This window comes from Streptacidiphilus alkalitolerans, from assembly GCF_042511045.1.
Classification (GTDB): Bacteria; Actinomycetota; Actinomycetes; order Streptomycetales; family Streptomycetaceae; genus Streptacidiphilus; species Streptacidiphilus alkalitolerans.
The window spans coordinates 115,480-141,214 of sequence record NZ_JBHEZX010000004.1 but is presented as its reverse complement, the minus strand read 5'-3'; the positions used below and the strand labels follow the sequence as shown (position 1 = coordinate 141,214).

General features: G+C 73.0%; 19 protein-coding genes and 2 pseudogenes. 9 read left to right on the top strand and 12 right to left on the bottom strand.

The genetic code is table 11. From position 1 onward, the window contains the following. Positions 1 to 85: 85 nt before the first annotated feature. Positions 86 to 2,320 (bottom strand): SF1B family DNA helicase RecD2, encoded by a 2,235-nt coding sequence (gene recD2, locus ACEZDG_RS10215; RefSeq protein WP_380505837.1) that lies wholly within the window; start codon positions 2,318 to 2,320, stop codon positions 86 to 88. Between the two features lie 146 nt (positions 2,321 to 2,466). On the opposite strand from recD2, the gene ACEZDG_RS10210 reads away from it, so the two are divergent. Then, positions 2,467 to 2,955 (top strand): glutathione peroxidase, encoded by a 489-nt coding sequence (locus tag ACEZDG_RS10210; RefSeq protein ID WP_380505834.1) that lies wholly within the window; start codon positions 2,467 to 2,469, stop codon positions 2,953 to 2,955. 49 nt (positions 2,956 to 3,004) lie between these two features. On the opposite strand, the gene ACEZDG_RS10205 is transcribed toward ACEZDG_RS10210, so the two are convergent. Then, complete coding sequence (locus ACEZDG_RS10205; RefSeq protein ID WP_380505831.1) at positions 3,005 to 3,361, bottom strand: DUF2218 domain-containing protein; 357 nt, start codon at positions 3,359 to 3,361, stop codon at positions 3,005 to 3,007. 184 nt (positions 3,362 to 3,545) lie between these two features. Here ACEZDG_RS10205 and ACEZDG_RS10200 point away from each other — a divergent pair. After that, positions 3,546 to 3,758: pseudogene (locus tag ACEZDG_RS10200) on the top strand (MarR family winged helix-turn-helix transcriptional regulator); the annotation flags it as partial. An 88-nt stretch (positions 3,759 to 3,846) separates the two neighbouring features. Here the strand turns inward: ACEZDG_RS10200 and ACEZDG_RS10195 are convergent. Beyond that, a complete protein-coding gene (locus ACEZDG_RS10195) occupies positions 3,847 to 4,893 on the bottom strand; it encodes an EamA family transporter (protein ID WP_380506890.1) in 1,047 nt (348 codons plus the stop codon). 174 nt (positions 4,894 to 5,067) lie between these two features. Between ACEZDG_RS10195 and ACEZDG_RS10190 the strand changes: the two genes are divergently transcribed. Together ACEZDG_RS10190 and ACEZDG_RS10185 are read left to right on the top strand one after the other, a co-directional pair. After that, the gene (locus ACEZDG_RS10190) at positions 5,068 to 5,868 is read left to right on the top strand and encodes a trypsin-like serine peptidase (protein ID WP_380505828.1); all 801 of its coding nucleotides are present in this window, start codon (positions 5,068 to 5,070) and stop codon (positions 5,866 to 5,868) included. A 25-nt stretch (positions 5,869 to 5,893) separates the two neighbouring features. After that, complete coding sequence (locus ACEZDG_RS10185; RefSeq protein ID WP_380505825.1) at positions 5,894 to 6,835, top strand: LysR family transcriptional regulator; 942 nt, start codon at positions 5,894 to 5,896, stop codon at positions 6,833 to 6,835. A gap of 37 nt (positions 6,836 to 6,872) precedes the next feature. Here the strand turns inward: ACEZDG_RS10185 and ACEZDG_RS10180 are convergent, their stop codons facing one another. Then, a complete protein-coding gene (locus ACEZDG_RS10180; protein ID WP_380505822.1) occupies positions 6,873 to 7,634 on the bottom strand; it encodes a ZIP family metal transporter in 762 nt (253 codons plus the stop codon). 380 nt (positions 7,635 to 8,014) lie between these two features. Between ACEZDG_RS10180 and ACEZDG_RS10175 the strand changes: the two genes are divergently transcribed. Next, positions 8,015 to 8,947, top strand: a complete 933-nt coding sequence (locus ACEZDG_RS10175; protein ID WP_380505819.1) for a hypothetical protein — start codon at positions 8,015 to 8,017, stop codon at positions 8,945 to 8,947. Positions 8,948 to 9,010: 63 nt separating this feature from the next. Here ACEZDG_RS10175 and ACEZDG_RS10170 read toward each other — a convergent pair whose 3' ends face one another. The 3 genes from ACEZDG_RS10170 to ACEZDG_RS10160 form a co-directional block, all read right to left on the bottom strand. After that, positions 9,011 to 9,454, bottom strand: coding sequence for a DUF6278 family protein (locus ACEZDG_RS10170; RefSeq protein ID WP_380505816.1), 444 nt, complete (start codon positions 9,452 to 9,454; stop codon positions 9,011 to 9,013). Positions 9,455 to 9,483: 29 nt separating this feature from the next. Beyond that, positions 9,484 to 10,947: a restriction endonuclease gene (locus ACEZDG_RS10165; RefSeq protein ID WP_380505813.1), complete on the bottom strand. Its 1,464-nt coding sequence runs from the start codon at positions 10,945 to 10,947 to the stop codon at positions 9,484 to 9,486. Between the two features lie 224 nt (positions 10,948 to 11,171). Further along, positions 11,172 to 11,816 carry a helix-turn-helix domain-containing protein gene (locus tag ACEZDG_RS10160; protein ID WP_380505810.1) on the bottom strand — a complete coding sequence of 215 codons (645 nt, stop codon included), beginning with the start codon at positions 11,814 to 11,816 and terminating at the stop codon, positions 11,172 to 11,174. An 83-nt stretch (positions 11,817 to 11,899) separates the two neighbouring features. Here ACEZDG_RS10160 and ACEZDG_RS10155 point away from each other — a divergent pair, with 83 nt between their 5' ends. Then, the gene (locus tag ACEZDG_RS10155; protein ID WP_380505807.1) at positions 11,900 to 13,228 is read left to right on the top strand and encodes an MFS transporter; all 1,329 of its coding nucleotides are present in this window, start codon (positions 11,900 to 11,902) and stop codon (positions 13,226 to 13,228) included. Here the strand turns inward: ACEZDG_RS10155 and ACEZDG_RS10150 are convergent. From ACEZDG_RS10150 to ACEZDG_RS10130, 5 genes and pseudogenes are all read right to left on the bottom strand, one after another. Further along, positions 13,228 to 14,598, bottom strand: a pseudogene (locus tag ACEZDG_RS10150) (hypothetical protein); the annotation flags it as partial. The gene ACEZDG_RS10155 and the pseudogene ACEZDG_RS10150 overlap by 1 nt on opposite strands. Before the next feature lie 248 nt (positions 14,599 to 14,846). Next, positions 14,847 to 15,206, bottom strand: a complete 360-nt coding sequence (locus tag ACEZDG_RS10145) for a hypothetical protein (protein WP_380505804.1) — start codon at positions 15,204 to 15,206, stop codon at positions 14,847 to 14,849. Between the two features lie 187 nt (positions 15,207 to 15,393). Further along, positions 15,394 to 19,323 (bottom strand): ABC transporter ATP-binding protein, encoded by a 3,930-nt coding sequence (locus ACEZDG_RS10140; RefSeq protein ID WP_380505801.1) that lies wholly within the window; start codon positions 19,321 to 19,323, stop codon positions 15,394 to 15,396. A 92-nt stretch (positions 19,324 to 19,415) separates the two neighbouring features. Beyond that, positions 19,416 to 19,868, bottom strand: a complete 453-nt coding sequence (locus tag ACEZDG_RS10135) for a PPOX class F420-dependent oxidoreductase (RefSeq protein ID WP_380505797.1) — start codon at positions 19,866 to 19,868, stop codon at positions 19,416 to 19,418. 378 nt (positions 19,869 to 20,246) lie between these two features. Then, positions 20,247 to 20,840: an SACE_7040 family transcriptional regulator gene (locus tag ACEZDG_RS10130; protein WP_380505794.1), complete on the bottom strand. Its 594-nt coding sequence runs from the start codon at positions 20,838 to 20,840 to the stop codon at positions 20,247 to 20,249. Between the two features lie 88 nt (positions 20,841 to 20,928). On the opposite strand from ACEZDG_RS10130, the gene ACEZDG_RS10125 reads away from it, so the two are divergent. From ACEZDG_RS10125 to ACEZDG_RS10115, 3 genes are read left to right on the top strand one after another with little or no spacing between them, the layout of a single operon-like run. After that, a complete protein-coding gene (locus ACEZDG_RS10125) occupies positions 20,929 to 22,560 on the top strand; it encodes a carboxyl transferase domain-containing protein (RefSeq protein ID WP_380505791.1) in 1,632 nt (543 codons plus the stop codon). Between the two features lie 15 nt (positions 22,561 to 22,575). Then, positions 22,576 to 24,696, top strand: a complete 2,121-nt coding sequence (locus tag ACEZDG_RS10120; RefSeq protein WP_380505788.1) for an ATP-binding protein — start codon at positions 22,576 to 22,578, stop codon at positions 24,694 to 24,696. After that, positions 24,696 to 25,724 (top strand): hydroxymethylglutaryl-CoA lyase, encoded by a 1,029-nt coding sequence (locus ACEZDG_RS10115; protein ID WP_380505784.1) that lies wholly within the window; start codon positions 24,696 to 24,698, stop codon positions 25,722 to 25,724. The genes ACEZDG_RS10120 and ACEZDG_RS10115 overlap by 1 nt, the downstream gene beginning before the upstream one ends. Positions 25,725 to 25,735: the final 11 nt, after the last annotated feature.

The window sequence follows — 25,735 nt, the reverse complement described above, 5'->3', positions numbered from 1 at the left end:
GCAGGCAGGGTGCTCCAAAAGAGCCAGGACCCACAAAAAACAAGCCTTCGAACGTTCACTTCTTAACAGCAGATCGACAGCCGGGTCAGCCGACCCGCAGCCGGTGATCCAAAGCCGTATGCCTACGACCTGCGGAAACAGCGCGGACCGCCTGGGCCAGCGCGCGTCGCGACCCCACCAGCACCACCAGTTTCCTGGCCCTGGTCACCGCCGTGTAGAGCAGGTTGCGCTGGAGCATCATCCAGGCGCTGGTGGTGACCGGGATCACTACGCAGGGGTACTCACTGCCCTGGGAGCGGTGGATGGTCACCGCGTAGGCGTGCGCCAGCTCGTCCAGCTCGTCGAAGTCGTAGGGCACCTCCTCGTCCTCGTCGGTGAGCACGGTGAGCCGCTGCTCCTCCAGGCTCAGCGCGGTGACCACGCCGACCGTGCCGTTGAAGACGCCATTGGCCCCTTTGTCATAGTTGTTGCGGATCTGGGTGACCTTGTCGCCGACCCGGAAGGTACGCCCGCCGAAGCGGCGCTCGGGGACGTCCGGGCGGGACGGGGTGACGGCGGCCTGCAGCAGGGTGTTGAGGTTCCCGGCCCCGGCCGGGCCGCGGTGCATCGGGGCGAGCACCTGGATGTCCCGGCTCGGGTTCAGCCCGAACCGGGCCGGGATCCGGCGGGCCACCACGTCCACGGTGAGCCCGGCGGCCAACTCGGTGTCCTCCTCCGGGAACAGGAAGAAGTCGGCCAGGCCCTCGGTGATCGGCTGCACCCCCTCGTTGATCCGGTGCGCGTTGGTGACCACGCCGGACTGCTGCGCCTGCCGGAAGATCCTGGTCAGCCGGACCGCGGGAACCGGGCTGCCGGGCGCGAGCAGATCCCGCAGCACCTCCCCCGCGCCGACCGAGGGCAGCTGGTCGACGTCGCCGACCAGCAGCAGGTGCGCGCCCGGCGCGACCGCCTTGGCCAGCTTGTTCGCCAGCAGCAGGTCCAGCATCGACGCCTCGTCCACCACCACCAGGTCGGCGTCCAGCGGCCGGTCCCGGTCGTAGGCGGCGTCCCCGCCCGGCTTCAGCTCCAGCAGCCGGTGCACGGTGGAGGCCTCACAGCCGGTCAGCTCGGCCAGCCGCTTGGCGGCCCGGCCGGTCGGCGCCGCCAGCACGATCTTCGCCTTGCGGGCCTTGGCCAGGGTGACGATGGAGCGGACCGTGAAGGACTTGCCGCAGCCGGGGCCGCCGGTGAGCACCGCGACCTTCTCGGTCAGCGCCAGCTTCACCGACTGCTCCTGCTCGGGCGCAAGGTCGGCCCCGGTCTGGCCGCGGAGCCAGGTCAGCGCCCTGGCCCAGTCGACCGACGCGAAGGCGGAGAGCCGGTCCTCCGGCGTCCGCAGCAGCCGCAGCAGCTGGCCGGCCAGGCTGATCTCGGCCCGGTGGAACGGGACCAGGTAGACCGCGCGGACCGGCTCCCCGCCGTCCACCTCGGGCGGCAGCAGCTCGCGGACCACGCCCTCCTCGACCACCAGCTCGGCCAGGCACTCGATCACCAGGCCGACCTCCACCGCGAGCAGCTTCACCGAGTCCGAGATCAGCTGCTCCTCCGGCAGGAAGCAGTTCCCCTGGTCCGAGCCCTGCGACAGGGCGTACTGCAGCCCGGCCTTGACCCGCTGCGGGCTGTCGTGCGGGATGCCGACGGCCTGGGCGATCCGGTCGGCGGTGAGGAAGCCGATGCCCCAGACGTCGGCGGCGAGCTTGTAGGGCTCCTCCTTCACCACGCCGATGGAGCCGTCGCCGTACTTCTTGTAGATCCGGACGGCGAGGGAGGTGGAGACGCCCACGCTCTGCAGGAAGATCATCACTTCCTTGATCGCCTTCTGCTCCTCCCAGGCGGCGGCGATCATCTTGGTCCGCTTGGGACCCAGCTTGGGGACCTCGATCAGCCGCTCCGGCCGCTGCTCGATCACGTCCAGGGTCTCGGTGCCGAAGTGCTCCACGATCCGGTCGGCCAGCCGCGGGCCGATGCCCTTGATCAGCCCCGAGCCCAGGTAGCGGCGGATGCCCTGGACCGTGGCGGGCAGCACGGTGGTGTAGTTCTCGACGGTGAACTGCTTGCCGTACTGGGGGTGGCTGCCCCAGCGGCCGTGCAGCCGCAGGCTCTCGCCGCACTGCGCGCCGAGCAGCGCGCCGACCACGGTCAGCAGGTCGCCCGCGCCGCGGCCGGTGTCGACCCTGGCGACGGTGTAGCCGGTCTCCTCGTTGGAGTAGGTGATCCGCTCCAGCACCCCGGTGACCTCGGCGAGTTGGACCTGCGGAGTGCTCGCCTGCGGAACCGCCATGTCAGATCCCCCTTCGCCCGGACCATGCAGAGGAACCGTACCGCCGGGGTCCGACAGGCACGGAATGTCCGCCCGGTCCGGGAAGATCTCGTGAAAGGGTGCTGTTGTCGCCGACACACGACTGTGTTCCCTCACGGAGGTCCCGCATGAGCCTGTACGACATCCCGCTGCGCACCCTGTCCGACGAGCCGACCACGCTGGGCGCCTACCGGGGCAAGGCCGTGCTGCTGGTGAACGTCGCCTCCAAGTGCGGCCTCACCCCCCAGTACGCGGGCCTGGAGCGGCTGCAGCAGCAGTACGCCGCGCGCGGCTTCACCGTGCTCGGGGTGCCCAGCAACCAGTTCGCCGGACAGGAGCCGGGCACCGCCGAGGAGATCGCGACCTTCTGCTCCACCAGCTACGGCGTGTCCTTCCCGCTGCTGGAGAAGACCGACGTCAACGGCGAGGCCCGGCACCCGCTCTACGCCGAGCTGACCAAGGCGACCGACGCGGACGGCGAGGCCGGGGACATCACCTGGAACTTCGAGAAGTTCCTGCTCTCCCCGCAGGGCGAGGTCGTGGGCCGCTTCCGCCCGCGCACCGAGCCGGAGGCGGCCGAGGTGGTCGCGGCGATCGAGGCGCAGCTCCCGGCCTGAGCCGGGGCCCGGTCGGGTCGGATCCCGACCGGCTCGGCTCGGCGTCGGGTCAGGCGGCGCCGCCGGGGGCATGGGCCGGGGCGTCCTCCTCGTTGCGCTGGACGCTGCCGGCCTCGCCGCTGTCGCGGTGCCATTCGGCGACGAGTTCGTCCTTGGTACCGAAGCGGACCAGGTGGCGGCCGACCACGCTCTCCAGGTTCTCGAGGTTCCCGGCCTCGCCCTCGACGGCGAGCAGCAGGGCGCCGGGTTCGGCGGTGAGCGTGGCGGTGCCCATGGAGAAGGCGAGCGAGCCGAGCCCGGTCTCCTCGTCCCAGCTGCTCTCGATCTTGCGGCCGAAGTGGGCGGCGAGCTGCTTGGCGTAGCGGTGCGGGCGGTCGGTGCTGACACGGGCTTCCGAGCGGGGCATGACTGACCTCCAGTAGAGTCTGACTTAGGACAGCCTAACGGAAAATGTGAGCTTGGCTCTCTATTTTTCTCCGGCATCATCACCACCCCTCCAGAACCCCGTCGGAACCCCCCCCGCCAGAACCCCCGCAGGAGCCCCCGTGAGCAGCCCCGTCCCCGCCGAGGTCGAGCTGGCCGACGCCGTCATGCGGGCGGCCAAGCGGATCCGCCGGGGGACGTTCCACCAGCTGGCGCCGTTCGGCATCAACCCGTCCCAGGGGCGCGCCCTGGAGGTGCTGGCACGGGGGGCCGGCCACGGCGACCGGATGATCCGGCTGAACCAGCTCGCCGAGCGGCTGCGGATCGCCCCGCGCTCGGTCACCACGGTGGTGGACGCGCTGGAGACGGCCGGGCTGGTCGAGCGGGTCCAGGACCCGCAGGACCGGCGGGCGATCCTGCTCCGGCTGACCGCGGCCGGCGAGCAGACGGTCGACCGGATCGGCCAGGTCAGGCAGCAGGTCGCCGAGGAGTACTTCGGCGCGGTCGGCCCGGAGGACCGGGCCGCGCTGCTGCGGCTGCTGCGCGGGGCGGACGAGGCGTACGAGCGGGCTCATCCGCACCACCAGCACGGGCACCACCATCCGCACGAGCACCACCAGGGCTGACCGCGCCGGCCGTCCGGCCGGAGGTCGGCCCGAAGGAGGCCAGCCCGATGCCGGCGATCACCAGCAGCGCCGCGCCGCCGGCCAGCGGGGTGATCGGCTCGTCCAGCAGCAGCCAGGCCGAGGACATCCCGAACACCGGGACCAGCAGCGAGAACGGCGCGACCACCGAGGCGGCGTGGTGCCGCATCAGATACCCCCAGGCGCCGAAGCCGAAGAGGGTCGAGATCCAGGCGACATAGAGCAGCGAGCCGACCCCGGCCAGGTCCAGCGACCGCAGCGCGGCCAGGTCGGCGTGGCCGCCCTCGAACAGCAGCGAGAGTCCGAGCAGCGGCAGCGGCGGGACCACGCTGACCCAGACCATCCACCGGAAGACATCCGGAGGGGCCGCCCGACGGGTGATCACATTGGACAGCCCCCAGGCCACCGCCGCCGCGACGACCAGCGCGAACGCCCCCATCGGGCCGCTTCCGCCGGCCCCGGAGCCGGCCTGGTCCAGCGCCGCCACGGCGATGCCCGCGACGCCGATGCCGAGCCCCAGCAGTCGCCTGCCGCGCACCCGCTCCCCCAGCAGCAGCGCCGCGAAGACGGCGGTGAACACCGCCTGGCTCTGCAGCACCAGCGAGCTGAGCCCGGCCGGCATCCCGGCCCGCATCCCGATGAACAGCAGCCCGAACTTGACCACCCCGAGCACCACCCCGACCGCCAGCACCCACCTCCAGGCCACCCTGGGCGGCCCGACGAAGAAGACCGCGGGCACGGCCGCCACCAGGAACCGCAGCGCGGAGAAGAACAGCGGCGGGAAGTGCGCCAGGCCGATGTCGATGACGGTGAAGTTGACGCCCCAGACCGCCGCGACGGCGACGGCCAGGGCGAGGTGACGGGGCGGCAGGGCGGAGAGGTGCTTGGGCATGCGGCGATGATGGCGGGGCTTCATTGTTGAGCACCAGCAAATTGTTCTTCAATAATCCGTTCAGAGTTGCTGAACAATGGAGCAGAGCATCCCGTCACCCGCTTGCCTCTGGACGGTGGCGACCGCTCGTACCCTGCCCAAGGATGCGTACATATGACGCATCGTTCGCTTGCGCTCGCCGCCCTCGTCAGCGCGGGGCTCGGCCTGGCCGCTCTCTCCGTCCCGGCGGCCTCCGCCGCCGCCCGACCCTCCTCGGCCCGTCCCGCTTTCGCCCTTCCCGCCTCGGCGCCCTTCGCCGGCACACCCCGGGTGGGCGCGCTGTTCACCACCGGCGCCGGCGGCAGCCTCGGCCACCACTTCTGCTCGGCCTCGGTGGTCGACAGCCCGGGGCACAGCCTGCTGGTCACCGCCGCGCACTGCGTGGTGGCCCCGGGCAGCGGCCGGGCGCGCAGCGGCCTGGTGTTCGTCCCCGGCTACCACAACGGCGTCAAGCCCTACGGGCAGTGGCGGGTGACCCGGGTCGTCGCCGACGCCAAGTGGTCCCTGCACGGCGACACCGACTTCGACGTGGCGTTCCTGACGGTGGCTCCGGGCGCCAAGGGCCGGAAGCTGCAGGACGTGGTCGGCTCCGAGGCGATCGCCTTCAACACCGCCCGCAGCGGCCCCGCCGTCGCCGTCGGCTACCCCAGCAGGACCGAGCGGCCGGTCCACTGCGACAGCACCCTGCGCGGCTTCGGAACCGCGCAGCTGGAGTTCGACTGCCCCGGCATGCCCGGCGGCACCAGCGGCGGACCGCTGCTCACCGGGGCCGGCGCGAGCGGTGGCGGTCGCGGCACGGTGGTCGGCATCATCGGCGGCTACCAGGAGGGCGGGCTGACCCCGGACATCTCCTACTCGCCCTACTTCAGCGCGGGCATCGCCGCCGTCTACCGGGCGGCGGCCAACCAGCGCTGAGGGTCGAGCGCATAGCATCGCCCGCATGATGGATCTCGGGCGCCTGCGGGCGCTGCACGCCGTCTCGGTGCACGGCTCGGTCGGCGCGGCGGCGGCTGCCCTCGGCTTCACCCCGTCCGCGGTGTCCCAGCAGATCACCAAGCTGGAGCGGGAGACCAGGACCACGCTGCTGGAGAAGCGCGGCCGGGGCGTGGTGCTCACCGACGCCGCCAAGGAGCTGGCCGGCGCCGCCCAGCAGGTGCTGGCCCTGGTCGAGCAGGCGGAGGTGTCGCTGGAGCAGCGCCGGGGCGCGGTGTCAGGGCGGCTGTCGCTGGCCGCCTTCGCGACGGCCGCGCGCGGCCTGCTGCCCGGGGTGCTGGCGGCGCTCTCGGCCCGGCACCCCGACCTGGAGCTGCGGCTGCTGGAGAGCGACCCGTACCTGATGGCCGATCTGGTGGCCAGGGGCGAGGTCGACCTGGCGGTGGTCCAGGACTGGCCCAACACCCCGCTGGCGGTCCCCGAGGGCGTCGCCCGGCTCTCCCTCGGCGAGGACCCGGTGGACGTGCTGCTGCCCGCCGACGACCCGCTGGCCGCGCTGCCGCTGCTGAACGTACGGGACCTGGCCGGGCGGCCCTGGACCAGCGTCCCGGCCGGGAACATCTGCCACGACTGGCTGATCAGGACCATGCGGGAGGCCGGCGAGGAACCGGACATCCGCTACCAGGTCGGCGAGTTCGAGACGCAGATCGCGCTGATCGCGGCCGGGCTCGGGCTCGGCCTGGTGCCCCGGCTCGGCCGCGGGACGCTGCCGCCGCAGGTGGTGGCGCGGCCGGTGCACCCGGCGCCCACCCGCCGGGTCTTCGCGCTGTGGCGGCAGCACGCCTCCCGGCGCCCGGCCATCACGGCGGCGCTGGAGGCGCTCCGGGAGCAGTGGCCGCACCGCGACTCCGCGCCGGCCCCGGACACCGGCGTCGCGGCCGGTGGCTGATCGGACAGCAACTGATCAGATACGGGCTGATCCGGCGTCAGCTGGCGAGGCCGATGACCAGCCACATGAAGCCGGTCCCGGCGATGGTGCAGAGCAGGGTGGAGCGGGAGGGGTGCGGGCTGTGCGCCTCGGGCAGGATGTCCGAGGTGGCCAGGTACATCAGGAAGCCGGAGAAGAAGCCCAGGTAGAGCCCGACCACATGCTCGGGGATGACAAACAGCAGGGTGATCCCGGCGCCCAGCACTGGGGCCAGCGCGTCGCAGCCGAGCAGGATCAGCGCCCGGCGGTTCCCGTTCCCGTAGAGCTTGGTGATCGTGTAGGTGTTGAAGCCGTCGGCGAAGTCATGGGCGATGACGGCGATGGCGACCACCGTCCCGAAGCTGTCGCCGACCTGGAAGGCCGCGCCGATGGCGAAGCCGTCCATGACGCTGTGCAGGCAGAGCGCGGAGGCGGCGGCCAGGCCCAGCTTCTCGCTGCGGCCGTGGGAGTGCCCGACCGGGTGCCCGGCGTGCTGGTGCTCGGCGTACTCGGACTCATGGGCCCGGTGGATCGCCACCGAGCGCTCGACCACGTGCAGCACCAGGAAGCCGAGCACGAACATCAGCAGTCCCTGGGCGACCCCGAACAGCTTGCCCGGCGCGGCCTCCAGCGCCTCGGGCAGCAGGTCGAAACCGACCACTCCCAGCATCAGACCCGCGGCCAGGCCCAGCACCAGGTGCCGTTTGTCCCCGACCTTTCCGGCGACCAGACCGCCCAGCAGGGTCATCAGAAAGGCCCCAGCGGCCACCAGCACCGGCATCCCGCACGCTCACTCTCGCTTGTGTCCCGCCACGCGCGTCCGGATCTTTCCCGTGCGTCACGCCCAGCACACGGTAATGATAATGCTTGTCGTTTAACCGGATGCCGGGGGTCCTTCACCCGTAGGAATGACGAGGGCCGGCCGAAACGGGAGCGGACGGGAAGGGGGAGGGCGGCGGCGCCCTGCCCAGTCGCCGCCGCCCTCGGAGAGGCCCAACCCGCGCCCTCCCGACCATCGTGCGCGACCCCGCGCTCCCGCGCGCCCCGGGCTGCGCCGGACGAGTGCCGTCCGGTCCCCTTACCGAGGTCGGCCCCGCTGCGTACGCTGTGGTCGTGCGGTTGCCGGGGGGCAGCCGCTGGGTTGACGGGGGCGGGGCTGCGATGCGTGACCTCTCGGCGGGCGACGGAAGCAGCGGTACCAGCGGTAGACATACCGGCCCCTGGGCGGGCCCGGTCCTGCTGCTGACGCTGGGTCTGCTGCTGGGATCCTCCGGCTGCGCGGCCAAGGACGCCGAGACGGACGGGAGCGGCCCCGGTTCACAGCGGGTCAGTTTCCTGCCGGGCGAGCCGGTGTCGACCACCCTGCCCGTCGGCCCGTCCGGCGCCACCGCCACGGCGTCGGGCACCGCGAGAGCCACCGCCGGACCCACTCCGCGTCCGACGGCGACCGCCGCCAGGCAACTGAAGCGCACGCCGGGCGCGAGCCCGGCCACGCGCGCCTCCGGCCGGACGGCGCAGGCCCGCCGGGCGCCTGCCGCCACCGGCTATGACGCTCGCCTCGGTGCCGAATCCGCCGCCGGCTCCGCGCCGGACTTCCTGCCGCTCGGCGCCTGCGCCGCCGCCGATCCGTCCGCCGGAGCCGGGGCGTACCAGCAGGTCCGCTGTGATGCCCCGACCGCCACGGCCACGGTGGTCGGCCGGTTCCCGGCCGGCGGGTCCGTGGCGGCCTGCCCGCCAGCGACCGACTTCGCGCTGCAGCTCACCACCACGAACGGGAGCGGAGGTGGCAGCGGGACGGCGGCGCGGCCCAGCGGAATCGCCTGCCTGCGCAACCTCCACGGCCCGCACCCGGGCGACCCGGGCGGAGGCGGCGGGATCGGCATCGTCCCGGGCGACTGCCTCTACCTCGCGGACGGCACCCGGGTCCAGGAGACCGCCTGCGACGGCAGCGGCCCGCACGCGCCCGACTACAGGGTGAACAGCCTGGTCGCCAGGGAGAGCGACTGCCCTGCGGGCACCGGCGGCTACATCGCCGTCCGCAACCCCGGCGCGGCGGAGCAGACCGCCTGCGCGGTGCTGCTGCACCACGGCTGAGCCGCAGGGCTGCCGCGACCACAGAGCCGCCGCGGAGCCGGCGCGGAGCCGTCTGAGCGGGAGTCAGCCGCTGTACACCCGGGCGTACTCGGCCGCCAGCTCCGGCGAGCCCTCCGCCGCCCAGGCCTCGCCCATCGCCACGGTGTCCACCTCGCGCCCGTTCGCCAGGACCACCCTCGGGCTGCCGTCCGGCAGCAGCTCCCACTCGGCCCCCGGCACCGTCCGCACCATCACCGTGCCGAGGTAGAGACCGGCGTCGTGGCCGAGCCACTCGGCGGCGTCGGGGTCGTCCCGCCAGACGGGGACCAGCTGGTCCAGCGCCCGCAGCGAGGCGGCCGAGTCGTCCAGCCGCAGCCCCGAGTCGAGGGCCCGCTCGCGCAGCAGCGCGCACTCGGAGAACATCTCCCCGAGGCTCCCGGGTACGTCCGTCCCGGCGCCGTAGCGGACCGGGCCGGCCTCGGCCGCGTCGCGCCGAGTACGCCATCTGTCGAGGAATGCGAAGCCCATGCGACCAGACTGACAGCAACAGGCCGGTATTACCCTCCCAGTTCGGCCCCGAGATGGGCCCGGACCAGAGAACGGAGCTCACCGCCGTCGATCAGCCGCAGCTGCGGCAGCGACGCGGCCGCGACCACCGCGTCGACGTCGAAGCTCCCGGTGGTGGCCCAGATCCCGCAGTCGGCCTGCTCGTCCGCGACGACCTCGGCCACGTCGCGCACCGCGTCGGCCCGCACCGTCGAGGGGCGGCGGGCCGCGAAGACCACGTGGGGGGCGTCGGCGAACTCCCGGCCGTCGCCCTGCGCCACGGCGAGCAGGCCGTCCCGGCCCTGCAGCCGCAGGTCCCAGTCGTCCAGGCCCAGCAGTTCGAACAGCTCGGTGATCATCGCGGTGAACTCGCCGGGTGACAGGTCCTCAGGAGCGGGCGGCCCCGAGCGGCCGATCGCGAAGGGCGTCACCGGGGTGGGGCCGAACGGGTCGTCGGAGAGCACCGAGGGCAGCGCGCACAACCTCTCCACCGCCTCGGCGCTGCCGGCCGGGAGCAGCGTCCCCGCGAACAGGTCGGCCCGCCGCGCGTCCACGCTGACCAGGCAGGACTCCCCCGCCTCGGCGGTGACGGCGCGGCCGTTGAGGACGATCCCGTCGAGCCGGGACTCGGTGTCCGCGGCGAGCAGCGCGTCCAGCGCCCGCAGCACCAACCGGGCCAGCAGCTGGTGGTAGCGGGCCAGGGTCTCCGCCCGGGGGCGCTCCACCGCGTCCACTCCCCCGTCCGGCGCGACCTGGAACCGCAGCGCCGAGGGCACCACGGTCGGCCCCGGCAGCACCAGGTCGACCACCGCGGTCCGGGTCAGCTCGCGGTAGGAGACCCGGGCCGGGACCTCCAGGCCCGGCAGCCGTCCGGCCGCCGCCAGCGCGCGTTCCAGCACCGACTCGACGGCGGCGGGGCGGCCCTCCTGGTAGGCCAGCCGGTAGCCCTCCAGCCGCTCGTTGTACTCGCGCACATTGCGGGCGCGCTGTTGCTCCTCCTGCTCATGGGTCAGCCGGGCCTCCTCGGCCCGGAGCCGCAACTCCTTCTCCTGGACCCGGTACTCGCGCAGGGCGCGCTGGTGCCGCAGCCGGGCGGCGGCCAGTTCCTGCTGGTAGGGGCCGCTGAGCAGCGGGCGCCCGGGCGCACCGGCGGCAGCCTGGCCCGGATCGGGGGCGTAGTCGGTCCAGCGCGGCGGCTCGACCACGGCGTCGGCAGGGAGCGGACGCGGCTCGTAGGGGCGGCGCAGGGCGTCGAAGTCCACGGCGGGGGACGGCTCGGCGGCCAGGGCGAGCAGTTCCTCAAGCCGCTGCTCGGCGTCCTCGGCCACCTCGGTGTACTGCTTGGCCAGGTACGCCCGCCCGCCGCCCGCCGCCGCCCTTGTCCGAGGCCCCCCGGGCCACCCCTCCTGGCCTGCGCCGCCCCCGCCTGCGCCCCCGCCGGACCCGTTCCACCCGTCGCGCCCGCCTGCCACCATCGCCGCTCCCCCGTGCCCCGATCGCCCCTGCGAAGGGCCAAGCATCTCATCAGCCAAGCCGTGCATCCGGTCCAACAGATCGTCCAGGTGCGTGAGCGGCCCCTCCTCGTCCTCGTCCATCCCACCTGCCTCTCTGGCCCCCGGATCAACTGGGACGGTCCATAGTGCCCGAAAGGTGCGGTTCCGGTCATTGGGGTGGGGGGGAATGGCGAGATGACGACGGATCAGCCGGTCGCCGACTCGCTCTCGCTGTAGACCGCGAGCAGGACGTTCAGCAGAACCCCTTCCTCCTGGTCCGGGCCCTCGAGGAACTCGTCCACCAGTCCGGCCAGCCGGTCCCGGAACTCGACAGCACGCTCCGCAGGGAGCCTGACGTCGCCCAGCACCATCAGCGGCCTCCGATAGGACTCCTCGGGCGGGGCCTCGGCGTTGTTCTCGATCCGGCCGGTGCGCGACGCCGTCAGGAAGCGGTCGCGGTAGCTGCCGATCGCGGCGCCGAAGGCCGCGGCGGCGTCGTCCGCGTGGTCGGGCCGGCCGAGCAGGTCCCGACTGAGCTGCAGGTCGGCCTGGGCGGCGACATAGCGCTGCTCAGTGATGCCGGAGACCTGCCGGGTCTCGGCGACCCGGAGCAGGCCGCGCTCCTCCAGGTGCTTGATGTGGCGGTAGAGCTTGGTCTGCGGTTCGCCCAGTTCGGCGGCCAGTTCCTTGGCGGTCCACCCACGCAGGCCCCGGCCGGTGCGGCCCATCATCAGCTGAAGGATGGTCACCCGGACCGGGTCGGCCAGGGCCTTCAGGGTCTCGATGTCATCGACGATCCGCAGGCCGGGCTCGGGGGCCGGGGCGGGAGTCACGGCGGAGGTTGGCTTCATGGCTCACCATCTTGCCAGCTGCTCACGAATGCGCAATCATTCACCCAAGAGTGAATGCTCTCTAGAGGGTGAGCATTCATGCCATGGGGAGGACTGTTATGCCCGGCACCGCCGTCCAGACCGAGACCACCGCCGACATCGCCACCTTGATACCGCCGCTGCGACGCAACTGGCGCTTCCAGACCCTGTGGCTCGGCTCTACCGCCGCGCTGACCGGCATCTTCGCCACCGACATCGCCTATCCACTGGTGATCCTCGCGCTCACTGGCTCCCCGGCCACCGCCGGACTGTTCGGCTTCGTCCAGGCCGCCGCGACCGTGCTCTGCGGCCTGCCGGCCGGACAGCTGGTCGACCGCTACGACCGCCGCCTGGTCCAGGTCACGGCGGAGTCGGTACGGGTGCTCGCCACCGCGAGCATCGCACTGAGCTTCGCGCTGGGCCGGGTGACGCCGACTCAGCTGATGATCGTCGGCGCGCTGGTCGGCGCGGCCCAGCCGTTCGTCGGCGCGGCCAGGATGCTCACCGTGCGCAGCGTGGTCGCTCCCGAGCAGCTCACCGCCGCCCTCACCCAGGACGAGATCAGGGGCAGCGTCGCGGAACTCGCCGGTCCGCCGCTCGGCGGCCTGCTCTACGGTCTGGCCCGGCTGCTGCCGTTCCTGTTCAGCACGGTCGGCTTCGCCCTCTCGCTGGTCTCGGCCCTGGTCGTCCGCACCGACAACGCGGGGGCCGCCGCCCGACGCAAGTCCGTCGCCGGGGCGGAGGACGGGGGCATCTTCGCCGGGATCAAGGCGCTGTGGCGGGACCGCACCGTCCGCGCGGTCGTGGTGCTGCTCTTCTTCCTCAACGCGTCCGGGGCCCCGCTCAGCCTCGCCGCCGTCTACCGGCTCACCCAGCAGGGCGCGCCGTCCTGGGGCATCGGCTTGGCGATGACCGGTTCGGCACTCGGCGGACTGGCCGGCGCGGGACTGGTCCGCACCCTGCACCGGCGGTTCCGCCCCGGTGTCCTGCTGCTGGGCGTGGTGGCCTCGGTGGTGCTGCTGGTCGTGCTGCTCGGCCTGGTCAGCGGGCCCTGGATGATCGCCCTGGTGCTGTTCGGCACGATGCTGGGGATCCCCTCGATCACCGTCCTGCTGGACGTGCTGATCTTCCGCCAGGTCCCGGACGAGGTCCGCGGACGCACCCTCACCTCGGTGATGACCGTGATGGGCCTGGGCATCCCGCTCGGCACCGGCAGCCTCGGCCTGCTGCTCCAGTACGTGGGCGGCACGGGCGCGATGGAGGTCCTGGCCGCCGTCCTGGCCTGCGGCACCGCCTGGGCCGCGCTCCAGCCGGGCCTGCGAGCAGCCCGCTGGCCCGCGGACAAGGCGGAGGCCGGGGCTGGGGCCGGGGGCGCGACCGGGTCCGCGACCTGACCGGCCCGGTGGGCCACCACCGCCAGCGGGAGCGCCACCAGCAGCAGCACCGAGCCGAGCACCCAGCCCATCGCGGTGAACCCGGCGTGCACCGCCAGCAGCGTCCCGGCGATCGGCCCGCAGGCCACGCCCAGGGAGGAGGCGGAGCCCGCCAGTACGGCCCAGCGGCCCCCGGCGTCCAGCCGGGCCGCGAGGGCAAGCAGGTAGCTGAGCACAAAGGGATAAACGGAGTTCCAGGCGATCTCGCCGGTCGCGAAGGGCAGCGCACTGTGCGCGGTGGCGCTCAAGGCGACGCAGCCGCTGATGGCGGCGGTGCCAAGGCCGATCGGCAGTGCGCGACCGTACCGCGGGCCCAGCGACCCCGCGGCGACGGTCCCCAGCAGCCCCGCGCCGAGGGCGGCAGCGAACACCAGGCCGAGCAGCGCCTCGGAGAGGCCCGCCCGGTCCAGGCCGATCCGGCCGCTGACCCCCCAGAGCGAGTTCTGCGCCAGCGACCAGAGAAACATGCCCACAGCCAGCACGCCGCCCGCCGCCCGGGCCGGCCGAGGCGGACGGCGGGCAGTGACAGGCTGGTCGGCGCTGCCGGGCCGGCGGTCGACGGTGGGCCGTTCGGCGGCGCGGGGCCGACGGGCGGTGGCGGGCCGGTGGCCGGTAGCAGGACGGCGGGCGACTGGCTGACGGGCGGTTCCGGCCTCGGCGCCGGGCCGGCGGCGGCGGAAGGCCGCCGCGCCGAGGCCAGCCGTGGCGGGCCGACAGGCGGTGCCAGCCTGGCGGGCAGGGAGGCTCCGGCCAGCGACGGCCGCGGCGCCTTGCCGACCCGCGCCCGGCCGACCCGCACCGAGGCGGCCGGTGCCGCACAGGGCGAGGGCGCCCCACGCGGCGACGCAGGCGAACGGCAGGCGGTGCGAGCCGCCGAGGTGAGGCACCGTCAGGTAGAGGGCCCCGGCGACCGCCGAGGTGGTCAGCAGGCCCAGGACCGAGACCCGGTGCGGGTCGCGCCCGGCCGCGGCGCCGGCCGCGGCGACCGCGGTCGCCGTCCCGGAGCCGAGTCCGCCGAGCAGGCAGCCGGCCAGCAGCAGCGGCAGTTCCCCCGCCCCCGCCGCGGCGGCCAGGGCGAAGCCGGCGACCAGCAGCCCCAGGCCGATCCGGGCGAGCCGAACGGCGCCGACCGCGGCAACCCTCGCGGCCAGCCCGAACCCGGCCCCGGCCGAGGCCAGCAGCATCGCGCTGCCGATCCCGCCGGCCTGGGTGGGCGTCAGACCGAAGTCCGCCCCGATCCGTCCGACCAGCGTCGGCAGCAGGTACGGGGCGAGGTAGCCGGAGGAGAAGAGCGCCACCAGCGGCGGCGTGGACGGGGTGCGCCTGGACATGGCGGCGGCCTCGCGGTTCGTGCGTGGGCGGACTGCTGGAGAGCGCCCTTGAGCGTGAACCACGGGAGGTGCGCAGAGAGGTTGTACCAAACCGCACAGGGTCCACAAAAGAGCCTTTGAGCTGCCCAAACACTCCGTTGCCAGGCTGTGGCGGCGCCGATGCGAATCCGAAACCGGAATCATCACATCCGCATCGACGCACGGCAGTGCTGCCGCGACACCCCGCGACCGGCCTGGGAGACGACCGGTCAGACGTCGATGCGTTGCAGGATCTGGGTGAACTCGTCGGACTCGATCAGGCCGGTGAGGACCTGGGTCATGCTGCTGATGCCTGGATCACGGACGATCAGGCCGTCCGAGCACCAGAAGTAGCGGCCACCCAGGACTTCCCCGCTTTCGGCCCACCTCGCCATGATGATCCCCACTTGCTCGAGGGTGATGATGGTCGCGCTCCAGCGGGATCCGTCCTTGAGGTCCACAAAGACGTCGACGTTGTCCACAGACTCCAGGTCCTCGCCGGCGTTCGGCAGGAATGAGGCCTCGAAGTGCTCCGTACGGACCCGGTACCAGGGTTCGTCCCAGTGGCCCGGCTGTGTGCTGCTGCTCATCCGGCGAGTGTGCCTGGCCGAACCGCCCCGCTCAACCGCATTCTCCTGGCCCCGACTTCCGGCCGGGACGGGGTTCACCGAGCGGTGTCGTGGGGCAGGATGCTCCAGCGCCTGTGGCCGGGCCTGCCCAGGGTCGGTGCGCACGGATCTGTGGAGCCGCTATCCGGTGCGCACCGACTCGCGGAAGCTACCGCACCGTCGCCGGTTCCTCCTCGCCTGCGAAGGCGCGCCAGAGGCGGGCGTAGGCGCCGTCCAGGGCGAGCAGTTCGTCGTGCGGGCCGTCCTCGACGATCCGGCCGTGGTCAAGGACCACCACCCGGTCGGCGCGGGCGGCGGTGCTGAGCCGGTGCGCGATCACGATGGTGGTGCGGCGGCCCCGGCCGTCGTCGCGCTGGGCGAGCCGGTCCGCGGCGCGGTTGACCGCGGCCTCGGTGGCCAGGTCGAGCGCCGCGGTGGCCTCGTCCAGCAGCAGGATGTCCGGGTCGACCAGCTCGGCCCGGGCCAGCGCGATCAGTTGGCGCTGGCCCGCGGAGAGGTTGCGACCGCGTTCGCTGACCCGGTGCAGGTAGCCGCCGCTCAGCCCGGCGATCATCTGGTGCGCGCCGACCGCCCGCGCCGCCGCCTCCACCACGGCGTCGTCCGCCTCGGGGCGGCCGTAGGCGATGGCGTCACGGACCGTCCCGGCGAAGAGGTAGGCCTCCTGCGGGACCACGCCGAGCCGGTGCCGGTAGCCGGCCAGGTCCAGTTCCCGCAGGTCCATGCCGTCGACCCGGACCGCGCCGCCGGTGACGTCGTAGAACCGGGCCAGCAGCTTCACCAGGGTGGACTTGCCGGCGCCGGTCTCGCCGACCAGGGCCACCGTCTGCCCGGCCGGGATCCGCAGGTTGACGTCGGCGAGGACCTCGGGCTTCCGGGCGCTGCCGGTGACCGGCTGCACCGCGTCCCCGAGGGTGTTGTACGCGAAGTGCACCCCGTCGAAGTGCACCTCGCCGCGCAGCCGTCCGACCGGTTTGGGGTCCGCCGCCGGCGGGGTCGAGGTGGGGGTGCGCAGCAGCTCGCGGATCCGGCTGAGGCCGACCGCCGCCTGCTGGTAGCCGTCGAACACCTGCGAGAGCTGCTGCACCGGCGAGAAGAACAGATCGATGTAGAGCAGGTAGGCGACCAGCGCGCCGGTGGTGAGCGTGCCCGCGGAGACCCGGTGCGCGCCCTCGATCAGCACCAGCGCCGCGGCGACGCTGGACAGGAACTGGACGAAGGGGAAGTAGAGCGAGATGTAGAGCTGGGCCCGGGTCCGGGTGATCCGGTAGTCGTCGCTGCGCTCGGCGAAGCGGGCCCGGTTGCGGTCCTCGCGCAGGAACGCCTGGACGATGCGCATCCCGGCGACGTTCTCCTGCAGGTCGGCGTTGACCGTGCTGACCTTCTCCCGGGCGATCTTGTAGGTGGCGGAGGACTTCTTCCGGAACACCAGCGTGGCGACGATCAGCACCGGCAGTACCGCGAACACATACAGCGCGAGCTGCGCGTCCAGTACCAGCAGCACCACGAAGATCCCGAAGAAGGTCAGCAGGCTGACCACCGCGGTGACCACACCGGTCTGCAGGAAGGAGCTGAGCGCGTCGACGTCGGTGGTCATCCTGGTCATGATCCGGCCGCCGAGCTCGCGCTCGTAGTAGTCGAGTCCGAGCCGCTGCAGATGGGCGAAGATCCTGATCCGCAGCGAGTAGAGCACCCGCTCCCCGGTGCGTCCGCTGACCTGGGTCTCCGCCGCCTGGACCACCCAGTCGAGCAGCACCACGGCGAGCGCGGTGAGCGAGGCCGCCAGCACGGCGCCGGAGGCGGCCTTGGTGACGCCCTCGTCGATGCCGTGCCGGATCAGGATCGGCAGCGTGAGCGAGGCCACCGCGTCCAGCGCGACCAGCAGCAGCGCGAACAGCAGCGGCCGGCGGAACGGGGCCAGCATCCGGCCGAGGTTGAACTGCGGGTCGGGACGCCGGGCCTGGTCCAGATCGATGTCCGGGGTGCCGTCGGCCGGGGGCAGCGCGGCGACCCGGGCGAGCAGTTCCGGAGTGGCCGGCATGCCGCCCAGGGTGTTGTGCATGCCGGGGCCGCCCTGCGCTCCGGGGGCGCCCGCCCGCTGCTTGCCGCCGGTGCGCAGCAGTGCGTCGGCGTCGGGCTCGGGGAAGCGCTCGCGGTCCCACAGCTCGGGGGTGGTCCCGCTGCCGGGCACCCGCTGGGCCCGCTGGTCCCCGGTGCCGACGGCGGCCACCGGGTCCGCCTCGCGGACGTCCCCGGCCAGGGCGTCGGGGTCGGTCAGCAGGGAGCGGTAGAGCGGACAGCGGGCGTCCAGCTGCTCGTGCGTCCCCACGTCCACCAGCCGTCCGCGGTCCAGCACGGCGATCCGGTCGGCCAGTTGGAGGGTGGAGCGGCGGTGCGCGATCAGCAGGGTGGTGCGCCCGTTCATCACGGTGCGCAGCGCCTCGTGGATCTCCGCCTCGACCTGGGCGTCGACGGCGGAGGTGGCGTCGTCCAACAGCAGGATCCGCGGGTTGGCGAGGATGGCCCGGGCCAGCGCGACCCGCTGCCGCTGGCCGCCGGAGAGGGTCAGGCCCTGCTCGCCGACGACGGTGTCGTAGCCGTCCGGCAGCTCCCGGACGAAGCCGTCGGCCTGGGCCGCGCGGGCGGCCTCCTCGACCTCGGCCCGGCTCGCCTCCGGGCGGCCGTAGGCGATGTTGGTGTGCACCGACTCGGAGAACAGGAAGCTGTCCTCGGGGACGATGCCGATGGCCCCGCGGAGCGAACGCAGCGTCAGGTCGCGGACGTCGTGGCCGTGGATCCGGACGCTGCCGGAGGTGGCGTCGTAGAAGCGCGGGACCAGCATGCCCACGGTGGACTTGCCCGAGCCCGAGGCGCCGACCAGGGCCACCGTCTCGCCCGGGGCGAGGGCCAGGGTGAGGCCCTGCAGCACCGGCTCGGCGGTGCCGCCGTAGGTGAAGTCGACCTGGTCGAAGGCCAGCGCGGGCACGCCGTCCAGCAGTTCGGTCTCGGCCGGGTCGAGCTCCTGCGCGCCGTCCCGCTCGGTGACCACCGGGCGCTGGTCGATCAGCTGGAACACCCGCTCGACGCTGGCCCGGGCCTGCTGACCCATGGTCAGCAGCATGGTGAGCATCCGCACCGGGCCGGTCATCTGGGCGACATAGGTGGAGAAGGCGACGAAGGTGCCGAGGGTGACCTCGCCGCGGACCGCCAGCCAGCCGCCGAGGGCCAGCACCGCCACCTGGCCGAGCGCGGGAATGGCCTGCATGGCGGGGCTGTAGCGGGCGCTCAGCCGGATGCTGCGCAGCCGCATCGCGAACAGCCGGCGGCTGGCCCGCTCCAGCCGTCCCAGCTCCTGTTCCTCCTGGCCGAAGCCCTTGACCACGCGGACGCCGGAGACCGCGCCGTCGACCGCGCCGGCCACCGCGCCCGCCTCCTGCTGGGCGGTCCAGGTCGCCGGGAACAGCTTCTTCCGGCTGAGCTGGGCGAACCACCAGAGGGCCGGGGCCATGGCGATGGCGATCAGGGTGAGCAGCGGCGACAGGAACAGCATCACCACGATCGACAGCAGGAACAGCAGCAGGTTGCCGGTCATCATCGGCAGCATCGACAGCAGGCCCTGGATCAACTGCAGGTCCGAGGTGGCCCTGCCGACCACCTGGCCGGTGTCCAGGTTGTCCTGGCGGGTGCCGTCCAAGCGGGAGAGCGAGTCGAACAGGTCCTGGCGCAGGTCGTGCTGGACGTCCAGGGCGAGCTTGCCGCCCCAGTAGCGGCGGACCAGGGTCGCCGCGAAGACCGCGACGGCGGCGAGGATCAGCGCGATCGCCCAGGGGGCGAGCGGCTTGGTGTGGGTGGTGATCACATCGTCGATGATCAGACGGGGAATCAGCGGGACCAGGGCGCTGATCCCCATGCCGAGCAGCGAGGCGCCGAAGGACAGCAGCACGTTGCGCCGGTAGCGCCAGCAGTAAGCGCTGAGCCGGCGGAGCCAGCCGGGGGGCGCGCTGCCGCTGTTGTCGTCCTGGGTGGAGTCGTCCTGGGTGGAGTCGTCGGTGCTGGTGGGAAGCTTTTGAGCCTGCGGCATATTTAGCGATGCTAACTGTCTAGAAGGGAGGTCGTCCACTGAGTTCCGGGACCGCTCGGAGACCCCCGGCGGCCACTGCCGGCCACTGCCGGCTACTGACCGGCCCAGCCGTAGACGCGCTCGACCCGCAGCCGGATCACCAGTCGGCGGTCGGCCACCATCGCCGCCCGGTACTCGTCCCAGTCCGGGTGCTCCCCCAGGATCAGCCGGTAGACCTCGACCAGTTCGTCCACCGTGGCGTCGCCGGGATCGGCGGCCACCGGCGTCAGTTCGACGGTGCCCTCGGCGACGGCGTAGGCCCGCTGGTCCGGCTGGGTCACGTAGTAGCTGCCGCGTGGATCGCGGCGGAGATTGGCGACCTTGGCCCGGTCGGCGGTGCTGGAGATGCGGAGCAGTCCGGTGGCCGGATCGTAGGTGTGGCTCACATTGGAGAGCTGGGGGCGCCCGTCACGCTTGAGCGCCACCAGTGCACCCCCGCGCGCCTGGGCGATGAGCTGCTCAAGGCTCTTCTGCTGCGGGGTCTGCTGAGGGGTCTGCTCTGACATGGTTCGGCCTCCCGGTCGCCTGCGGGTGTGACAGTCCGCAACTCTCAGCGTCCAGGCTCCCCCGATCTGTTCCCGGCCGCACCGGCCCAGGGCAGCGGCCAGGCCCGCCTTTGGTCCTAGGACTTACGGGGGCGGCGGGCAGGCCGGGCGAGCGGGCGGGCTGCTGGGCGGGCCAGGCGAGCGGACGGCGAGGCCAGCAGGCCGGGCAAGCAGTCGGCCTGCCGGACGAGTCGGCGGGCTGCTGGGCGGGGCGGCGGCCGGGCCAGGCGGGCGGCCCGTCGGGCGGGCGGCCCGTCGGGCGGGCGGGGCAAGCGGCGAGCCGGGCTGGCGGGCTGGCCTCGCGGGCGCTGCCGGGTCGGCCGACGGGCCGACCTGACCCTAGGTCCGGGGGCGCACCGTCGCGCCGGCGCCGAGCGCGCCGAGGGCGAGCCGGTGCAGCAGCAGGGCCATCGCGCCGCGGTCCGCGGTGGCGCTGTGCGGGGTGGAGTTGAGCAGGCCGAACACCGCGTGGACCGAGGCCCGGGCCTCCTCGCCGAGCCCGGGGAAGGTGTCGCGGGCGACGCCCACCCACAGTTCCACGTACTGCCGCTGCAGACTGCGGACCTGGTGCCGCTCCGTGTCCGGCAGGTGCAGCAGCTCGCGGTCGTGCAGGGTGATCAGCGCGCTCTCGTCCAGGGCGAAGTCGATATGGCCCTGGAGCAGCGAGTCCAGCGCGGCGCGGGGGTCCGGGGCCTCGGCCACCCGGCGCCGGCCCTCGTCCAGGAGCCGTTCGCTGATACCGACCAGCAGGTCGGCGAGCATCGCGTCCTTGCCGGGGAAGTGCCGGTAGAGGCCGGGGCCGGAGATGCCCACGGCCTTGCCGATCTCGTCGACGCCCACGCCGAGGAAGCCGCGCGCGGCGAAAAGACGTGCTGCTTCGCGGCGAATCTGCTGGCGGCGCGGGTTCTCGACGGGGCGCGGCGGTGTCGGCATCCAGCCATCCTAGACAGCGGTGTTATCCGGCGTTAACGTGGCCAGCAGGAAGTTAACGTTCGTTAACTGCAAAGGAGCCCCTGGCCGGATGACGCTCGCACCTGCACCCGCACCTGTCCTGGACACAGGGGCGGATCCGCACTCCGCCGCGTTCCAGGCCAATGACGCCGCCCAGCGCCGGCTCGTGGACGAGCTCCGCGTCCGGCTCACCGCGGCCGCGGAGGGCGGCGGCCCGCGCGCACGGGAGCGCCACACCGCCCGCGGCAAAGTGCTGCCGCGGGACAGGGTGGACACCCTGCTCGACCCCGGCTCGCCCTTCCTTGAGCTCTCCCCGCTGGCCGCCGAAGGCCTCTATGGCGGGGACGCCCCCGCCGCCGGGCTGATCACCGGCGTCGGCCGGGTGGCCGGACGCGAGGTGGTCGTGGTCGCCAACGACGCCACGGTCAAGGGCGGCACCTACTACCCGATGACCGTCAAGAAGCACCTGCGGGCGCAGGAGATCGCCCAGGAGAACCGCCTTCCCTGCCTCTACCTAGTTGACTCCGGCGGTGCCTTCCTGCCGATGCAGGACGAGGTCTTCCCGGACCGGGACCACTTCGGCCGGATCTTCTTCAACCAGGCCCGGCTCTCCGCCGCGGGCATCCCCCAGCTCGCCGCCGTACTCGGCTCCTGCACCGCGGGCGGTGCCTACGTCCCGGCCATGAGCGACCAGGCCGTGATCGTCCGCAACCAGGGGACGATCTTCCTCGGCGGCCCGCCGCTGGTGAAGGCCGCCACCGGCGAGGTGGTCACCGCCGAGGAACTGGGCGGCGGCGAGCTGCACTCGCGGACCTCGGGCGTCACCGACCAGCTGGCCGAGAACGACACCCACGCCCTGGCCATGCTGCGCACCATCGTGGCCGGACTCGGCCCGCGCACGGCCCGGCCGTGGCCGGTACGGCCCGTTGAGCCGCCCGCGGTCGACCCGAGCACCCTCTACGGCGCGGTGCCCGCCGACCCGCGCACCCCCTACGACGTGCGCGAGGTGATCGCCCGTCTGGTGGACGGCAGCCGCTTCGCCGAGTTCAAGCCCGAGTACGGGCCCACCCTGGTCACCGGATTCGCCCACCTGCACGGCCATCCGGTGGGGATCGTCGCCAACAACGGCATCCTCTTCTCCGAGTCCGCGCTCAAGGGCGCGCACTTCATCGAGCTCTGCGACCAGCGCGGCATCCCGCTGGTCTTCCTGCAGAACATCTCCGGCTTCATGGTCGGACGGCAGTACGAGGCCGGGGGCATCGCCAAGAACGGCGCCAAGATGGTCACCGCCGTGGCCGGCACCCGGGTCCCCAAGCTGACCGTCGTGATCGGCGGCTCCTACGGGGCGGGCAACTACTCGATGTGCGGCCGGGCCTACTCACCCCGCTTCCTGTGGATGTGGCCGGGAGCCAAGATCTCGGTGATGGGCGGCGAGCAGGCCGCCTCTGTCCTCGCCACCGTCCGCCGGGACCAGTACGAACTGCGCGGCGAGGACTGGCCGGTCGAGGCGGAGGAGGAGTTCCGCCGCCCGGTCCGCGAGCAGTACGAGCAGCAGGGCAACGCCTACTACGCGACCGCCCGGCTCTGGGACGACGGCGTCATCGACCCGCTGGACACCCGCACCGTGCTCGGCCTGGCGCTCAGCGCCTGTGCCAACGCGCCCCTGCCCGAGCCGCGCCCCTACGGCGTTTTCCGCATGTGACGAAGGGTCACCTCCATGTTCGACAGCGTGCTTGTCGCCAACCGCGGCGAGATCGCGGTCCGCGTCATCCGTACCCTGCGACGGCTCGGCGTGCGCTCCGTCGCCGTGCACAGCGGTGCCGACGCGGACAGCCCGCATGTCCGGGCCGCCGACACCGCCGTACTGCTGGGCCCCGATCACGGGCCCGGTGCGGCCTCCTCGGCCGAGAGCTACCTCCATATCGAGCGGATCGTCGAAGCAGCACGGCGCAGCGGCGCCCAGGCCGTGCACCCCGGCTACGGATTCCTCGCCGAGAACGCCGGCTTCGCCCTGGCCTGCGCCGAAGCCGGTCTGGTCTTCATCGGTCCCTCCCCCTCCTCCATCTCGCTGATGGGCGACAAGATCCACGCCAAGGCGGCGGTCCAGGCTGCCGGGGTCCCGGTGGTCCCCGGCAGCGAGGGCGACGCCCTGGACGACGCCCAACTCCTGGACGCGGCACGGGCCATCGGCCTGCCTGTCCTGCTCAAGCCCTCGGCCGGCGGCGGCGGCAAGGGCATGCGCCTGGTCCGGGACGCCGAGGCGCTGCCCGAGGAGATCGCCGCCGCCCGCCGCGAGGCCAGGACCTCCTTCGGCGACGACACCCTGCTGGTGGAACGGTGGATCGACCGCCCCCGCCATATCGAGATCCAACTGCTGGCCGACACCCACGGCAACGCCGTCCACCTCGGCGAACGCGAGTGCAGCCTGCAGCGGCGACACCAGAAACTGATCGAGGAGGCCCCCTCGGTCCTGCTCACCCCCGACATCCGCGCAGCCATGGGCGAGGCCGCCGTACGCGCGGCCAGGGCCTGCGACTACGCGGGTGCGGGCACCGTCGAATTCATCGTTCCCAGCAGCGATCCCTCCTCGTACTTCTTCATGGAGATGAACACCAGGCTCCAGGTGGAGCATCCGGTCACCGAACTCGCCGTCACCGCCGACGGGGCCCGGCTCGACCTGGTCGAGCAGCAGCTCCGGGTCGCGGCGGGCGAGGCACTGGCCTTCGGCCAGGAGACGGTGGCATTCCAAGGCCACGCCATCGAGGCGCGGATCTGCGCCGAGGACCCGACCCGGGGATTTCTGCCCACCGGCGGCCGGGTGCTGCTGCTGCGCGAACCGGGGGGCGAAGGGATCCGGGTCGACTCCGGACTCGCCCCTGGTGTCGTCGTCAGCAGCAGCTACGACCCCATGCTGTCGAAAATCATCGCTCACGGACCCGACCGGGCCACCGCTCTGCGAAGGCTGCGCGCCGCCCTCGCCGAGACCCGGATCCTCGGGGTCACCACCAATGCCGGCTACCTTCGCCGGCTGCTCTCACAGCCTGATGTGGTCGCGGGTCGCCTCGACACCGGCCTGGTCGAGCGCCGCCCCGAACTGACTCTAGCAACGACCACCGACGATCCGGCCGACTCTTCCACTTCGCCTGTGGATAACCTCGCGGACCTGGTGCTCGTCGCCGCCGCGCTGGCCCGGCAGCGGGCACTGGCGCCGGCCCCCGACCCGGAGGGCTGGAGCGACCCCTTTGCGCAGCCCTCCGGCTGGCGCACCGGCGGACAGCCCGCCTGGACCCGGCACCAACTGCGGTTCCCCGGCGGCGAGCCAACCGCGGTCGCCGTCCGCCCCGTCCAGGCCCCGGACCGGCTCGCGGGCCCGGACCGGTCCCAGGACGCGTCCAGATACGAGGTCCAAGTGCGCGAGGGCGCACCGTTCACCGCACGCGCCGTGGTCGACGGAGAGCAGTTGCGGCTCACCGTCCACGGCGTCACCCACAGCTTCACACAGGCCACTGACAATGCCGTCCAGTGGCTGTCCATCGATGGTGACAGCTGGGCCGTGCACCCCCACGATCCGCTCGAACAGCTCGCCCTCGGCGCCGCCGGCGCGGGCGCGGCGGCACTCAACGCACCGATGCCGGGGACCGTGACGGTCGTCAAAGCAGCCGTGGGCGATTCGGTGACCAAGGGTCAGCCGCTGCTGATCCTGGAGGCGATGAAGATGGAGCACGTCATCACCGCCCCCTATGACGGCACTCTCGAACAGCTGCGGGTGGCTGCGGGCGGAACCGTCGCCATGGACGAACTGCTCGCCGTGATCACTCCGACCGAGGAGGCCTCCTGATGACCGATCAAGAACCCGGCGTGACGGAATCCGACGCGGCGGGACCTGGCACGGTGGAACCGAACGCCGCGGAACCCGGAGTGACCGAGCTCGGGCTTCCCGACCGCACCCCGCTGCCCGGACTCCCCCGCAGCGTGCGGATCCACGAGGTCGGGCCGCGCGACGGCCTGCAGAACGAGTCGGCCACCCTGCCCCCGGCCGTCAAGGCCGAGTTCATCACCCGGCTCGCCGCGGCCGGTCTGCGGACGATCGAGGCGGCCAGCTTCGTCCACCCCGCCTGGGTGCCCCAACTCGCGGACGCCGAGCAGCTGTTCCCGCTGGTCGGCGGGCTGCGCCAGCAGTATCCGGGGCTGCGGCTGCCGGTCCTGGTCCCCAATGAGCGCGGCCTCGACCGGGCGCTGGCACTCGGCGCGGCCGATGTCGCGGTCTTCGCCAGCGCCACCGAGACCTTCGCCCGGCGCAACCTCAACCGGACCGTCGAGGAGGCGCTGCAGATGTTCGCCCCGGTGGTCCGGCGGGCGACCGAGGCCGGGGTGCCGGTCCGCGGCTATCTGTCGATGTGCTTCGGCGACCCCTGGGAGGGCCCGGTCCCGGCCGCCCAGGTGGTCGAGGTCGGACGCAGGCTGCTGGACCTGGGCTGCGACGAGCTGAGCCTCGGCGACACCATCGGCACCGGCACCCCCGGGCAGGTCGCCGCGCTGCTGGACGCGTTCGCCGCCGCCGGCGTCGGCCCCGAGCGGCTCGCCGTGCACTTCCACGACACCTACGGCCAGGCCCTGGCCAACACCCTGGCCGCGCTCCAGCTCGGCGTCAGCACGGTCGACGCCTCGGCGGGCGGCCTCGGCGGCTGCCCGTACGCCAAGAGCGCCACCGGCAACCTCGCCACCGAGGACCTGGTCTGGATGCTGCACGGCCTCGGCATCGAGACCGGCGTCGACCTCGGCGCCCTGGCCGCCACCAGCAGTTGGCTGGCCGCGCACCTGGGCCGCCCCAGCCCCTCCCGCGCCGTCCGCGCGCTCACCGGCTGAACCGCCCGGCC